The following is a 12,228-nucleotide window of genomic DNA, read 5'->3' as shown; positions in this document are numbered from 1 at the left end:
GCCCGACCGCGTGGACCGGAGAACCATGACAGATGAACAGCGGCGAGGATCGGGCGGTGCCCGGTCGCGGTCTCACTGTGTTGGATCTGCCCGAGCGGGGGACCTGCGTGGTTGCGCAGGCTGCCTCCTCCGGGCCTGATCCACTCGGGCTGGGACGTCTTCGTGTGTTCGGGCTGTGCAATTGAAGGTGGTACGGAAGCCGGCTTCCGGACCACGAACGATAAGCGGAGAAAAGGACACTTAGCGTGGCGGGACAGAAGATCCGCATCAGGCTCAAGGCCTATGACCACGAAGCGATCGACGCGTCCGCGCGCAAGATCGTGGAGACGGTGACCCGCACCGGGGCCCGTGTGGTCGGGCCGGTGCCGTTGCCGACCGAAAAGAACGTGTACTGCGTCATCCGTTCGCCGCACAAGTACAAGGACTCGCGCGAGCACTTCGAGATGCGGACGCACAAGCGGCTGATCGACATCCTCGACCCGACGCCGAAGACGGTTGATGCCCTCATGCGCATCGACCTGCCGGCCAGCGTCGACGTCAACATTCAGTGACGGGGACTCGAGATATGACTGACAACAAGAACAGGCCAGCGGCCGGCATCCTGGGCACCAAGCTCGGCATGACCCAGGTGTTCGACGACAAGAACCGCGTCGTCCCCGTGACCGTCATCAAGGCCGGACCGAACGTCGTTACCCAGATCCGCACCGTGGAGCGCGACGGCTACAGCGCCGTCCAGGTCGCTTTCGGCGCCATCGACCCGCGCAAGGTGAACAAGCCGGTCTCCGGTCAGTTCGCCAAGGCCGGTGTCACTCCGCGCCGCCACGTCGCCGAGATCCGGGTCGCGGACGCCTCCACCTTCGAGGTCGGCCAGGAGATCAACGCCGATGTCTTCGAAGAGGGCGCCTACGTCGACGTCACCGGCACCAGCAAGGGCAAGGGCTTCGCAGGCACCATGAAGCGCCACGGCTTCCGTGGTCAGGGCGCCTCGCACGGTGCCCAGGCGGTGCACCGTCGCCCGGGTTCCATCGGTGGTTGCGCCACCCCCGGCCGCGTGTTCAAGGGCATGCGCATGTCGGGTCGCATGGGTAACGACCGCGTCACCACGCAGAACCTCTCGGTTCACAAGGTGGACGCCGAGAACGGCCTGCTGCTCATCAAGGGAGCGATCCCCGGTCGCAAGGGCAGCGTCGTGACCGTCAAGAGCGCAGTGAAGGGTGGTGCGCACGCATGACCAGCGTCGAGAAGAAGACCAATCTGACCCTCCCGGTCAAGGAACTCGGCGGCAAGACCAACGGCACCGTCGAGCTCCCCGCCGAGATCTTCGATGTCACCGCGAACATCTCGCTGATGCACCAGGTCGTCATCGCGCAGCTCGCTGCCGCACGCCAGGGCACGCACTCGACGAAGACGCGCGGCGAGGTCTCCGGTGGTGGCAAGAAGCCGTATCGCCAGAAGGGCACCGGTCGCGCCCGTCAGGGTTCGACCCGCGCGCCGCAGTTCGCCGGTGGTGGCACCGTGCACGGTCCGCAGCCGCGCGACTACAGCCAGCGCACCCCCAAGAAGATGATCCGCGCCGCGCTGCGTGGAGCTCTCTCGGATCGTGCGCGCAACGAGCGCATCCACGTGATCACCGAACTGGTCTCGGGTCAGAACCCGTCGACCAAGACCGCTAAGTCGTTCCTGTCCGAGCTCTCGGACCGGAAGAAGTTCCTGCTCGTCCTCGGACGTGAGGACGTCGCGGGCTGGAAGAGCGTGCAGAACCTGGAGTTCGTGCACCCGATCGCGCCGGATCAGCTCAACACCTACGACGTGCTCGAGAGCGACGAAGTGGTGTTCAGCGTCGAGGCCTTGAACGCCTTCGTGCACGGCCCCGCCGAATCCGCACAGGAGGAGAGCAAGTGACCACGATCGCCGACCCCCGCGACATTCTGCTGGCGCCGGTCATCTCGGAGAAGTCCTATGGACTGATCGAGGAAGGTACCTACACCTTCATCGTGCACCCGGATTCCAACAAGACGCAGATCAAGATCGCCGTCGAGAAGGTCTTCGGCGTGAAGGTGACCAGCGTCAACACCGCCAACCGTCAGGGCAAGCGCAAGCGGACCCGCTTCGGTTACGGCAAGCGCAAGGACACCAAGCGCGCGCTCGTGACCATCTCGGCCGACAGCAAGCCCATCGAGATCTTCGGAGGCCCGGTCGCGTAAGCGCCTGGGAATCCAGAAAGCAGAGAAGAACTCATGGCAATCCGTAAGTACAAGCCGACTACGCCGGGCCGTCGTGGCTCCAGCGTCTCGGACTTCGCTGAGATCACTCGGTCGACCCCCGAGAAGTCGCTGATCCGCCCGCTGCACAGCAAGGGTGGCCGCAACGCGCACGGTCGCATCACCACTCGTCACCGCGGTGGCGGCCACAAGCGTGCCTACCGTCTGATCGACTTCCGTCGCCTGGACAAGGACGGCATCCCGGCCAAGGTCGCGCACATCGAGTACGACCCGAACCGCACCGCCAATATCGCGCTGCTGCACTACGTGGACGGCGAGAAGCGCTACATCATCGCCCCCAAGGGCGTGGTGCAGGGCACCCCGATCGAGTCCGGCCCCACCGCCGACATCAAGCCGGGTAACAACCTGCCGCTGCGCAACATCCCGACCGGTACCACGATCCACAACGTGGAGCTGCGTCCGGGCGGTGGCGCCAAGATGGCCCGCGCCGCCGGCATGAGTGTCCAGCTGCTCGGTAAGGAAGGCCCCTACGCCACGCTGCGTATGCCCTCCGGTGAAATCCGTCGCGTCGACGTGCGCTGCCGCGCCACCGTCGGCGAGGTCGGCAACGCCGAACAGTCGAACATCAACTGGGGTAAGGCCGGCCGCATGCGCTGGAAGGGTCGCCGCCCCACGGTCCGTGGTGTCGTCATGAACCCGGTCGACCACCCGCATGGTGGTGGTGAAGGCAAGACCTCCGGTGGTCGCCACCCGGTCTCGCCGTGGGGTCAGCCGGAAGGCCGTACCCGCAAGCCCAACCGTCCGAGCGACAAGCTCATCGTCCGCCGTCGCAAGACCGGCAAGAAGCGCTGAAGGAGGAGGTAAGAAATGCCACGTAGCCTCAAGAAAGGCCCGTTCGTCGACGACCACCTCCTCGCGAAGGTGGACGTTCAGAACGAAAAGGGCAGCAAGCAGGTCATCAAGACCTGGTCCCGTCGTTCGACCATCATCCCCGATTTCATCGGACACACCTTCGCCGTCCACGACGGCCGCAAGCATGTGCCGGTGTTCGTCTCGGAGTCCATGGTCGGCCACAAGCTGGGTGAGTTCGCGCCCACCAGGACGTTCAAGAGCCACGTCAAGGAAGACCGGAAGAGCAAGCGGCGATGACCACTGAGACTCAGAACCCGACTGCGCGCGCGACCGCCAAGCACGTTCGCGTGACCCCGATGAAGGCTCGCCGTGTCGTGGACCTGGTCCGCGGCAAGCGGGTCGAGGACGCCCTCGCGATCCTGAAGTTCGCGCCGCAAGCCGCGAGCGAACCGGTCGCCAAGGTCGTGGCCAGCGCCGCGGCGAACGCCGAGAACAACCTCGGCCTGAACCCGTCGACCCTGGTGATCTCGACCGCCTACGTCGACGAGGGCGCGACCATGAAGCGTTTCCAGCCGCGGGCCCAGGGCCGCGCGTTCCGGATCCGCAAGCGCACCAGCCACATCACCATCGAGGTCGAGAGCGTGCCCACCGCCGGTGGATCCACTCGTAACCGCCGGAAGGGAGGGGCAAAGTAAATGGGACAGAAAATCAACCCCCATGGCTTCCGCCTCGGTATCACCACCGACTGGAAGTCGCGTTGGTACGCGGACAAGCAGTACGCGGACTACGTGAAGGAAGACGTCGCCATCCGCAAGCTCCTGGCCACTGGCATGGAGCGGGCGGGCATCTCCAAGGTGGAGATCGAGCGCACCCGTGACCGGGTTCGCGTCGACATCCACACCGCGCGTCCCGGCATCGTCATCGGTCGCCGTGGTGCCGAGGCCGATCGCATTCGCGCCGAACTGGAGAAGCTCACCAAGAAGCAGGTGCAGCTGAACATCCTCGAGGTCAAGAACCCCGAGTCGGATGCGCAGCTCGTTGCCCAGGGTGTCGCCGAGCAGCTGTCCAACCGTGTGGCGTTCCGTCGCGCGATGCGCAAGGCCATCCAGTCGGCCATGCGTTCGCCGAACGTCAAGGGCATCCGGGTGCAGTGCTCGGGCCGCCTCGGCGGCGCCGAAATGTCGCGCTCGGAGTTCTACCGCGAGGGTCGCGTCCCGCTGCACACGCTGCGCGCGGACATCGACTACGGCCTCTACGAGGCCAAGACCACCTTCGGTCGCATCGGCGTGAAGGTCTGGATCTACAAGGGCGACATCGTCGGTGGCAAGCGTGAGGTCACGGCTGCGGCCGCGCCCGCCGCTGGTGACCGCCGCGAGCGTCGGGAGCGGCCGAGCCGCCCGCGTCGGTCCGGTTCCGCAGGCACCACCGCGACCAGCACCGAGGCCGGGCGTGCCGGCGCTGCTACCGCGGTTGCCGACGCCCCGGCAGAAACACAGGAGGGCTGACGCATGTTGATGCCACGGAAGGTCAAGCACCGGAAGCAGCATCACCCGAGCCGCAGCGGCATGGCCAAGGGCGGCACTTCGGTCGCGTTCGGTGAATTCGGCATCCAGGCTCTCGAGCCCGCCTACGTCACCAACCGGCAGATCGAGTCCGCGCGTATCGCGATGACCCGCCACATCAAGCGTGGCGGCAAGATCTGGATCAACATCTACCCGGATCGCCCGCTCACCAAGAAGCCGGCCGAAACCCGCATGGGTTCCGGTAAGGGCTCGCCGGAGTGGTGGATCGCGAACGTCAAGCCCGGACGCGTGATGTTCGAAATGAGTTACCCCAACGAGGAGATCGCTCGTGAGGCCCTGCGCCGCGCGATGCACAAGCTCCCCATGAAGTGCAGGATCGTGACCAGGGAGGAGCAGTTCTGATGGCTACCGGTACACCGGCCGCAGAGCTCCGCGAGCTCAACGAAGAGGAGCTCGTCGCCCGCCTGCGCGAGTCGAAGGAAGAGCTGTTCAATCTGCGCTTCCAGATGGCGACGGGTCAGTTGGACAACAACCGTCGCCTGCGCGTCGTGCGTCACGAGATCGCGCGCATCTACACGGTCATGCGTGAGCGCGAGCTCGGCCTGGCCTCGGCACCCGCTGGCAAGGGAGATGCGGCATGAGTGAAGAGAAAGTGACCCCCGAGGTCAAGCGCGGCACCCGCAAGGTCCGCATCGGCTACGTGGTCTCGGACAAGATGAACAAGACCATCGTGGTCGAGCTGGAAGACCGCACGCGGCACAAGCTCTACGGCAAGATCATTCGCTCCACCACCAAGGTGAAGGCGCATGACGAGAACGAGATCGCCGGTGTCGGCGACCGCGTCCAGCTGATGGAGACCCGCCCGCTGTCGGCCACCAAGCACTGGCGGTTGGTCGAGGTCCTGGAGAAGGCCAAGTAACCGTAGCGACTGCTTGCAGGTCGCTCGAAACGGTCAGCCTTTTCCGGCGGTAAAGCAAAGGCCCGCTTCCCATTTGGGAAGCGGGCCTTTTTCATATTTGCTCAGCGGTTCGGATCATTCAGAGTCAACACCGCGATGGAACTCGGCGATGTGCAGATCGCGCTTCGGTTGGGTCCCGGGCTGGATACCTCCGCCCTGCCGGTGGAGCGCCGGATTCGGCACCAGCTCGAGCTTGCGCGTGCATTCAATTTGGCAGGTCGCCAACAGGATTCGGTATCGGCCCTACTCGATGCCGAGCAGGCGGCACCGGAACAAGTTCGCCACCATTACCTCAGCCGACAACTCGTACTCACCTGGATGCGCAATGCGCACGGCGGTCCTTCGTTCGTCTTGCAATCCTTGGCCCAACGGATGCATGTCGTGAGGTGAACCAATGACCGACGAGGACAATCATTTTGCGCGCGCACGGCTGGCGGCGGGAGCGCTTTTCGTGCGCGGCGACGAGGTGCTGTTGGTACACAAGACCTATGGCAATGGTTGGGATATACCCGGTGGCTATGTAGAGCCGGGTGAAGCACCCGCATCGGCGTGCCGCCGCGAGGTTCGTGAAGAGCTCGGAATCGACCGCCTGCCAAAGCGATTGCTCGTCCACGACTGGGCACCGAGCGAGGGCGAAGGTGATAAGACTCTCTCGCCCGACGTCTGCGGCAAGCCGGTGTCGCACGTGCCGAAGCTGTGACCCGGTACCTAGAGCACGGCGAGTCTGCGCCGTGAGGTGTCCAGCTCGTTGATTCTAGTCCGCACCGCGAATCGGCTAGCTGCGCTGCATTTGTGCCACTGCCCTCGCGCTCGCCTATGGGCGGTGCGGGTTGAGGAGTTCGCGGGTCAGGACTTGGGTCCACCAATGTTCGATGCGTTGCGGTGGCCATCGGCGTTCGGTGGTGAGGGTGGTGTAGACGTCGATATTGCACAGGGCGGCGTAGATGTCGACAGCGGTGGGGAGGTCGAGGTCTACGCGCAGGGTGTTGTCGGGCCAGGTAGAGAACACTTGGATGCGAGTTCGATCAGCCAGGAGCCTGCCTTGCTGATACACAGCGGCCAGATCGGATTCGACGCGGCCCGCCTCGCGTAACAATGCGATGAGATCTCCGGCGCGCTCGAACAGCCTGCGGTCATAGCCGACCATTCCCGCGAGCTGGCTTTCGGGGGCGGGGGTGGCTTCCAACTCCGCGACCATCCGTGCCGGGTCGGCCGCGAGGTCGGCCGCATCGACCAGGGCTTGGACCAATCCCTTTTTGCTCCCGTATGCCGCATATACCGTCGGCACCGAAACCCCCGCTTCGCGCGCCACCTCGCGCACCGTGGTGGCCGTCCAGCCTTGGGAGACGAACAATCGGCGCGCGGCCTCGGCGATCTCGGCGTGCGTCTGTTTGGCCTGCGTCAGTCGGCGCAGCGAGTCGTAGCGGCGTCGGTCTGGCTGCGCTTCCATTGTCCTCCTGGGTTGTTGCTAACTATATTCAATATAGTCTCGTTAAAGCTAATTGTAGAAGGATGTGGCTTCATGGAGTTCACCGCATTGGCAGGCCTGGGCGGTTTCGGATTCGTGCTGCTGGCGGTCGTGATCAACGCCGTCTATGTGCGCGGCCGACTACCGCTTCCAGTGTCGAGGGATGGCTTCGACACCGTCGTCGCATCCTTCGCCTCCGTCGGCGGCGCACTGCGCAAACCGTCGGTCGCGGCTCCGGCCGGGTGGGTGTGCCTCACCGTCTTCGCCGCCGGGTTGTTATCGGTGCTCTGGCAGGGCGGGTCCGGACCGCAGGCGTGGGCCCTGGTCGGTTTCGCCGGAGTGCTCATGCAGAACGTCACGTTCACCTGCGTCGAGGCACTCCGATTCGGCATGGCCGCGGCCGCTTCGCGTGACCGTGATTCGGTGGCAGGCCTGTGGGCGCTGAGCAACGTGCTCTTCGGGTTCAACCAGGTCTTCCTCGCCATGGCGATGCTTGGCTTCACCGCCGCCGGAGTGAGTACCGGACTTATCGCCGTTTGGCACGCGTCGCTCGGATACGTCAGCGCCGCACTACTGTTCATCTCCGCGTCGACCAGCCCCTACAACGCGAATGGAACCAGCCGCGGCGCACTCATCGGCCTCATCGGATGGCTCGGCTGGGTCAGCTGGATTCTCGTGTACTGCGTCGAGCTACTGCGCTATTAGGCCGCGATCACGCCTGAGCGATTCGGCCGGATCCGAAAGGCTTGGGTACGTGCGAATCTGAACTCGCGACGTTGGTGCGCTGTGGATCGAATCATGGGATTAATTGGTGGCGTGGGGTGGGTGGGCGTGGGACGCTCGGTCGGGTGCGGGCCTATCGGGAGGTGTTGGCGGATTCGGCGGTGCGCAGTGTGCTGCTGCTGGGGGTGATGGTTCGCATTCCGTTTTTCGCCGGGGCGGTGTTGCTCGCGTTGCATGTGGTGCAGACGTTGCACGGGTCGTATGGGCAGGCGGGCGCGCTGAGTTCAGTTGTGACGCTGTGTGTTGCGGCGAGTGGGCCGTGGCGGGGGCGGATGCTGGATCGGTTCGGATTGCGGCGGACGATTCTGCCGTCGATTGTGGTCGGGGCGGTGTGTTGGTCGATCGCGCCGTTTGTGGGGTATGCGGCGCTGTTGGTGCTCGCGGCGGTCGCCGGGCTTTTCGATATTCCGATCTTCACGGTAGTGCGGCAGGCCGTGATCGCGGCGACGACCGAGCAGAGCCGTCAACCGGCGCTGGCACTGGAATCGGTTTCGGTGGAGATGGCGTTCATGGTCGGGCCGGTGCTCGGTGTCGCCGCCGCGACGGCTTGGTCGACGACGCTCACCCTCTTCGGGATGCAGATGGCGCTGGTGTTGTCGGGAGTCTTTGTGTGGGTCCGCAATCCGCCGCTGCGCTGCGATGTCAAGGGCGGGGATGACAAGGCCGAGGCCGCGACGGTGCCGCGGCGCGAATGGTTCCGGGTCGAGTTCGTCGCGCTGTGCATCGGCGCGTGTGTGGCGATCGCGGTGCTCGCGGGGTCGGAATTGACATTCGTATCCGCGATTCGCGAGTTCGGCGCGCAGCGGTGGCTCGGCGTGGTCATGGCGGTCTGGGGTTTCGGTTCGCTGGTCGGTGGGCTCGTCTACGGCGCGTTGCATCGATCCATATCGACGTATGTGCTGCTCGCCGGGCTCGGCGTCGTCACCATTCCGATGTGCTTCGCCGTCGGTCCGCTATCGCTGGGCGTGACCGGACTCATCGCCGGAGCGCTTTGTGCGCCAACACTTGTCGCATCCGTCGATCAGTTGAGTCGAATTGTTCCGGAGGGCGGGCGCGGCGAGGCGATCGGCTGGCACGGCGCCGCGATGACGCTCGGCAACGGCATCGGCAGTTCGCTCTGCGGGGTTGCGATCGACGCGGGCGGTTTCCCGGCGGGATTCGCGGCGGCCGCGGCACTCGGGCTCGGACTCGGAATCGGACTGTTGCTGCTGGTCAAGGTGGTGCGTCGGGTCGACCGGGAGCGGCGGCCGGTCGGCGCGATCTGAAGTCGCTCGATGCAGGCCTTGCGTTATACGTATACATCTACTTATAGTGATTCCCGACGGAAGCTGACGAGCCTGCTCGAGGGGACCGGAAAAACAGCAGATCAACTCATCGCAGCGGACCGAATCGGGGTCCGCTGGCGTCGATCTCATGCTTTATTGCATATCTATTAATGGGACGGGGAATCATGAACGCGGATCCGCACACACCGGCCGACACTGCCACGGTCAACATTGATAAGAGCGCATCGGATATGCGCGATGTGCTGCTCAAAACCGGTCCCGGCGGCCTGCACAGGCAGCGTTTCGTCGGGCGAAGGCTCGGTGAGGCACGGGAATTCACCAAGTCGGGCCTCGCGGTGATCCGGGTCTACCTGAGCCGCAAGGGCAAATACGTGGTGCACCGGCAGCAGGCCGACTGGATGGACTTCGCATTCACGAATTGGACCAGGGATCTGAAGAACTGGCGCGAGATCTTCGACGTCGACGACCAGACCTGGGGCGACTACACGGTGGACATCGTCGACTCGGTCGAGGAACTCGCCGGGCGGGTTCCGGCCCGCATCTACCGCGAACTCGTCGACACCGCGACGAGTCCGAAGATCGACGAACTCGACATCTGAGACCGGTCCGCTCGTTCGGACCTCGAAAGGACTTCTCCCACATGTTCGCTCGACTGGGCGCGATCGTTGTGCACAACCCGTGGAAGGTGATCGGTCTCTGGCTGTTCATCGTGATCGCGGTGGTGGCCTCGGCGCCGCAACTGAAATCGACCACCGACCAATCCGAATTCCTGCCATCGCATTACGAGTCGATTCAGGCAATGCAATTGCAGCAGCAGGCATTTCCACAGCAGCAGGCCCCCGCAGCGCTACTGGTTTTCGTCCGCGCGGACGGCGCACCGCTAACCGAGGCCGATTCGGCGAGCGTGACGGCAATCGCGTCGAAGCTCAATGGCGACAGAATCAAGGATGTCATCGGCATCCAGGCCGTTCCGGCCTCGGAGAACCGCTTGGTGCAGATCGCCGCCGTGCAGATGACGAAGGTGACCAATGCGGGCGATACGACGCAGAGCGATGCGGTCGAGAAACTGCGAGACGCATTGCGGGATCAGGTGCAGGGCACGGATCTGAAGGCGGGCGTCACCGGTCAAGCGGCGCAGATGCTGGATCAGACCGAGTCCGGTGAAAAGGGTATGGCCATTATCGGTATCGCGACAGTGGTGCTGATTCTGGTGCTGTTGCTGATCATTTTCCGCAGTCCGGTGATCGCGCTACTGCCGATCGTCGTGATCGGCGCGATCTCCAGCACTGTCGGCGGCCTGATCGCGATGGTCAGCAAGGCCTTCGATCTGAAGGTCGACAGTTCGGTGAATTCCATTCTGCTGGTGGTGCTTTTCGGTGTCGGCACCGACTACATCCTGTTCCTGATGTTCCGGTACCGGGAGCGACTGCGGGCCGGCGAGGATCCGAAGACCGCGATGGTCAGTGCGGTCACCAAGGTCGGCGAGGCGATCACCTCGGCGGCGGGTGCGGTGATCATCGCATTCATGGCGCTGACCCTGTCGACGCTCGGCATGTTCCGTGCGCTCGGTCCCGCGCTGGCCATCGCCGTCGCGGTGGCGCTGCTGGCCGGGCTGACGCTGGTGCCCGCCGTGGTTTCGCTGTTGGGCACCAAGGTGTTCTGGCCGTCCAAGGCGTGGCAGCAGGAGCCGAAAGGTGCGCGCTTCAGCGCGGCCGGCGCGGCGATGGGGCGGCGGCCCGGTGCGTTCGCGGCGGTATCCGGTGGGCTACTGGTGGCCCTCGGGGTGTTGGCGTTCGGCTTCCATCCGACGTTCGATCTGAGCTCGGGCTCGACCTCGGATTCCTCCGAATCGACGGTCTACAACAAGGAATTGCTCAAGGGGATGCCCGCCGGGGCGACCCAACCGTCCGAAGTGCTGTTGCGTTCGGACACCGGCGTACCGCTCGACGATGACCAGCTCACCGCCTACCGTGCCGTGCTCGCGGCGGTGCCGGGTGTGAGTCAGGTCGGCGCGCCGACGGTATCGAGTGACCGACTGGCCGCCGACTTCCAGGTGACCCTCATTGGTGCGCCCGAATCGGATGCCGCGCTCGATACGGTGCGTGATCCGCTGCGTGCGGCCGCGCATTCGTCGGCACCCACGGGCACTACCGCTGTGGTGGGTGGCATCTCGTCGGTGTACGTCGACTTCCAGGACGCGATGGTCCACGACTACAAGATCGTGTTCCCGGTGGCGGCGATTCTGATCATGATCGTGCTCGCGCTGCTGCTGCGCAGTCTGGTGGCACCGTGGTACCTGATGGTCTCGGTCTTCCTCGGCTTCGCCGCGACGCTCGGTGCTGCGGTACTGGTTTTCCAGCACCTCCAGGGCAATTCCGGACTGATCTTCACCCTGCCGGTGATCATGTACCTGTTCGTGGTCGCCCTCGGTACCGACTACAACATTCTGATGGTCGCTCGCTTGCGTGAGGAGGCGCGGGCCGGAAACGAGCCGAAACAGGCTGCGGCCCTCGCGGTTCGGCATACCGGTCCGACGGTCGCCGCGGCCGGTGTGATCCTGGCGGGCACCTTCGCCTCGATGATGCTGGCCGGCAATAATGTGCTGTCGCAGATGGGCTTTGCGATCTCGGTGGGCATCGCGATCGCCGCATTCGTCATGGCGATGTTCTTCACCCCGGCGGTGACGGCGCTGATCGGGCACCGGGCCTGGTGGCCGGGGCATGGGGACCGGGATTCGAAGGGTGCGTCCGAGGGGCAATCGCAGGATGCGCGCTCGGATCAGTACGCGTACTCGGATACGTACAACAACTAGGGGCAGCGTCTACCGGGGAACGCCGGTAGTTCAGCCGTTGAGTGAACAGGGCCGTCCGACTTGGGATATCCAAGTCGGACGGCCTTTCGTCTCATGCATTGCTGATGATTACCAGCTCGGAACGGGTCAGTTCCAGGGGTCGACCGGTCCAGTCGCGGCCCCGCTCGTCCCAGTGCGGTGACGTCGAGTCGGAGTATCGGATCGGTGCGGTGCCGAGAAGGACGGCGGCGATCTCGGGGTGCTGGTCGAATTTCGCGCGTATCAGTCGAGTCATGACCGCGACGCGGATCTGCGGCCAGTCGGTGCGGCGAGGCATCGGCCGGT

19 protein-coding genes are annotated in these 12,228 nt (G+C 64.7%); 17 read left to right on the top strand and 2 right to left on the bottom strand.

What is annotated here, in order from left to right:
* Nucleotides 1–245: 245 nt before the first annotated feature.
* From rpsJ to AB0J47_RS33685, 13 genes are all read left to right on the top strand, one after another.
* A complete protein-coding gene (rpsJ, locus tag AB0J47_RS33745) occupies nt 246–551 on the top strand; it encodes a 30S ribosomal protein S10 (protein ID WP_003938093.1) in 306 nt (101 codons plus the stop codon).
* 14 nt (nt 552–565) lie between these two features.
* Nucleotides 566–1,231 (top strand): 50S ribosomal protein L3, encoded by a 666-nt coding sequence (rplC, locus tag AB0J47_RS33740; protein ID WP_040686545.1) that lies wholly within the window; start codon nt 566–568, stop codon nt 1,229–1,231.
* A complete protein-coding gene (gene rplD, locus AB0J47_RS33735; RefSeq protein ID WP_364355568.1) occupies nt 1,228–1,902 on the top strand; it encodes a 50S ribosomal protein L4 in 675 nt (224 codons plus the stop codon). The genes rplC and rplD overlap by 4 nt, the downstream gene beginning before the upstream one ends.
* On the top strand, nt 1,899–2,204 hold the full coding sequence (gene rplW, locus AB0J47_RS33730) for a 50S ribosomal protein L23 (protein ID WP_040686547.1): 306 nt from the start codon (nt 1,899–1,901) through the stop codon (nt 2,202–2,204). Before rplD ends, rplW begins: the two co-directional genes overlap by 4 nt.
* A gap of 33 nt (nt 2,205–2,237) precedes the next feature.
* On the top strand, nt 2,238–3,074 hold the full coding sequence (gene rplB / locus AB0J47_RS33725) for a 50S ribosomal protein L2 (protein ID WP_364355565.1): 837 nt from the start codon (nt 2,238–2,240) through the stop codon (nt 3,072–3,074).
* Nucleotides 3,075–3,089: 15 nt separating this feature from the next.
* Nucleotides 3,090–3,371 (top strand): 30S ribosomal protein S19, encoded by a 282-nt coding sequence (rpsS, locus tag AB0J47_RS33720; protein ID WP_040686549.1) that lies wholly within the window; start codon nt 3,090–3,092, stop codon nt 3,369–3,371.
* Nucleotides 3,368–3,769 (top strand): 50S ribosomal protein L22, encoded by a 402-nt coding sequence (gene rplV, locus AB0J47_RS33715; protein ID WP_364355561.1) that lies wholly within the window; start codon nt 3,368–3,370, stop codon nt 3,767–3,769. Before rpsS ends, rplV begins: the two co-directional genes overlap by 4 nt.
* Nucleotides 3,770–4,579: a 30S ribosomal protein S3 gene (rpsC, locus tag AB0J47_RS33710; protein ID WP_040686551.1), complete on the top strand. Its 810-nt coding sequence runs from the start codon at nt 3,770–3,772 to the stop codon at nt 4,577–4,579.
* Between the two features lie 3 nt (nt 4,580–4,582).
* A complete protein-coding gene (gene rplP, locus AB0J47_RS33705) occupies nt 4,583–4,999 on the top strand; it encodes a 50S ribosomal protein L16 (RefSeq protein WP_014981662.1) in 417 nt (138 codons plus the stop codon).
* A complete protein-coding gene (rpmC, locus tag AB0J47_RS33700; protein ID WP_040686552.1) occupies nt 4,999–5,238 on the top strand; it encodes a 50S ribosomal protein L29 in 240 nt (79 codons plus the stop codon). Before rplP ends, rpmC begins: the two co-directional genes overlap by 1 nt.
* On the top strand, nt 5,235–5,516 hold the full coding sequence (rpsQ, locus tag AB0J47_RS33695) for a 30S ribosomal protein S17 (protein ID WP_040686553.1): 282 nt from the start codon (nt 5,235–5,237) through the stop codon (nt 5,514–5,516). Before rpmC ends, rpsQ begins: the two co-directional genes overlap by 4 nt.
* Before the next feature lie 135 nt (nt 5,517–5,651).
* Nucleotides 5,652–5,945 (top strand): hypothetical protein, encoded by a 294-nt coding sequence (locus tag AB0J47_RS33690; RefSeq protein ID WP_364355554.1) that lies wholly within the window; start codon nt 5,652–5,654, stop codon nt 5,943–5,945.
* A gap of 4 nt (nt 5,946–5,949) precedes the next feature.
* A complete protein-coding gene (locus tag AB0J47_RS33685; protein WP_364355551.1) occupies nt 5,950–6,255 on the top strand; it encodes an NUDIX hydrolase in 306 nt (101 codons plus the stop codon).
* Nucleotides 6,256–6,369: 114 nt separating this feature from the next.
* On the opposite strand, the gene AB0J47_RS33680 is transcribed toward AB0J47_RS33685, so the two are convergent.
* Entirely contained in the window at nt 6,370–7,005 is a 636-nt protein-coding gene (locus tag AB0J47_RS33680; RefSeq protein ID WP_364355548.1) for a helix-turn-helix domain-containing protein, read from the bottom strand.
* Nucleotides 7,006–7,077: 72 nt separating this feature from the next.
* On the opposite strand from AB0J47_RS33680, the gene AB0J47_RS33675 reads away from it, so the two are divergent.
* The 4 genes from AB0J47_RS33675 to AB0J47_RS33660 all read left to right on the top strand — a co-directional run bounded on the left by AB0J47_RS33675 (nt 7,078) and on the right by AB0J47_RS33660 (nt 11,904).
* Complete coding sequence (locus AB0J47_RS33675; protein ID WP_364355545.1) at nt 7,078–7,728, top strand: 2-oxoglutarate/malate transporter; 651 nt, start codon at nt 7,078–7,080, stop codon at nt 7,726–7,728.
* Between the two features lie 116 nt (nt 7,729–7,844).
* Entirely contained in the window at nt 7,845–9,071 is a 1,227-nt protein-coding gene (locus tag AB0J47_RS33670) for an MFS transporter (RefSeq protein WP_364355542.1), read from the top strand.
* A 185-nt stretch (nt 9,072–9,256) separates the two neighbouring features.
* Nucleotides 9,257–9,691 (top strand): EXLDI protein, encoded by a 435-nt coding sequence (locus AB0J47_RS33665; RefSeq protein ID WP_364355539.1) that lies wholly within the window; start codon nt 9,257–9,259, stop codon nt 9,689–9,691.
* A gap of 41 nt (nt 9,692–9,732) precedes the next feature.
* Complete coding sequence (locus AB0J47_RS33660) at nt 9,733–11,904, top strand: MMPL family transporter (protein WP_364355536.1); 2,172 nt, start codon at nt 9,733–9,735, stop codon at nt 11,902–11,904.
* A gap of 91 nt (nt 11,905–11,995) precedes the next feature.
* Here AB0J47_RS33660 and AB0J47_RS33655 read toward each other — a convergent pair whose 3' ends face one another.
* The gene (locus tag AB0J47_RS33655) at nt 11,996–12,178 is read right to left on the bottom strand and encodes a hypothetical protein (RefSeq protein WP_364355533.1); all 183 of its coding nucleotides are present in this window, start codon (nt 12,176–12,178) and stop codon (nt 11,996–11,998) included.
* Between the last annotated feature and the right edge of the window lie 50 nt (nt 12,179–12,228).

This window comes from Nocardia sp. NPDC049737, from assembly GCF_040674755.1.
GTDB lineage: Bacteria > Actinomycetota > Actinomycetes > Mycobacteriales > Mycobacteriaceae > Nocardia.
This window is presented reverse-complemented; position numbering and strand designations above follow the sequence as displayed.

Excerpts from the sequence above, each read along its gene's own strand:
- rplC (WP_040686545.1), top strand. The coding sequence starts at position 566 with ATGACTGACAACAAGAACAGGCCAGCGGCCGGCATCCTGGGCACCAAG.
- rplD (WP_364355568.1), top strand. The coding sequence starts at position 1,228 with ATGACCAGCGTCGAGAAGAAGACCAATCTGACCCTCCCGGTCAAGGAA.
- rplB (WP_364355565.1), top strand. The coding sequence starts at position 2,238 with ATGGCAATCCGTAAGTACAAGCCGACTACGCCGGGCCGTCGTGGCTCC.
- rpsS (WP_040686549.1), top strand. The coding sequence starts at position 3,090 with ATGCCACGTAGCCTCAAGAAAGGCCCGTTCGTCGACGACCACCTCCTC.
- rplV (WP_364355561.1), top strand. The coding sequence starts at position 3,368 with ATGACCACTGAGACTCAGAACCCGACTGCGCGCGCGACCGCCAAGCAC.
- rpsC (WP_040686551.1), top strand. The coding sequence starts at position 3,770 with ATGGGACAGAAAATCAACCCCCATGGCTTCCGCCTCGGTATCACCACC.
- rplP (WP_014981662.1), top strand. The coding sequence starts at position 4,583 with ATGTTGATGCCACGGAAGGTCAAGCACCGGAAGCAGCATCACCCGAGC.
- rpmC (WP_040686552.1), top strand. The coding sequence starts at position 4,999 with ATGGCTACCGGTACACCGGCCGCAGAGCTCCGCGAGCTCAACGAAGAG.
- rpsQ (WP_040686553.1), top strand. The coding sequence starts at position 5,235 with ATGAGTGAAGAGAAAGTGACCCCCGAGGTCAAGCGCGGCACCCGCAAG.
- AB0J47_RS33690 (WP_364355554.1), top strand. The coding sequence starts at position 5,652 with ATGGAACTCGGCGATGTGCAGATCGCGCTTCGGTTGGGTCCCGGGCTG.
- AB0J47_RS33685 (WP_364355551.1), top strand. The coding sequence starts at position 5,950 with ATGACCGACGAGGACAATCATTTTGCGCGCGCACGGCTGGCGGCGGGA.
- AB0J47_RS33680 (WP_364355548.1), bottom strand. The coding sequence starts at position 7,005 with ATGGAAGCGCAGCCAGACCGACGCCGCTACGACTCGCTGCGCCGACTG.
- AB0J47_RS33675 (WP_364355545.1), top strand. The coding sequence starts at position 7,078 with ATGGAGTTCACCGCATTGGCAGGCCTGGGCGGTTTCGGATTCGTGCTG.
- AB0J47_RS33665 (WP_364355539.1), top strand. The coding sequence starts at position 9,257 with ATGAACGCGGATCCGCACACACCGGCCGACACTGCCACGGTCAACATT.
- AB0J47_RS33660 (WP_364355536.1), top strand. The coding sequence starts at position 9,733 with ATGTTCGCTCGACTGGGCGCGATCGTTGTGCACAACCCGTGGAAGGTG.
- AB0J47_RS33655 (WP_364355533.1), bottom strand. The coding sequence starts at position 12,178 with ATGACTCGACTGATACGCGCGAAATTCGACCAGCACCCCGAGATCGCC.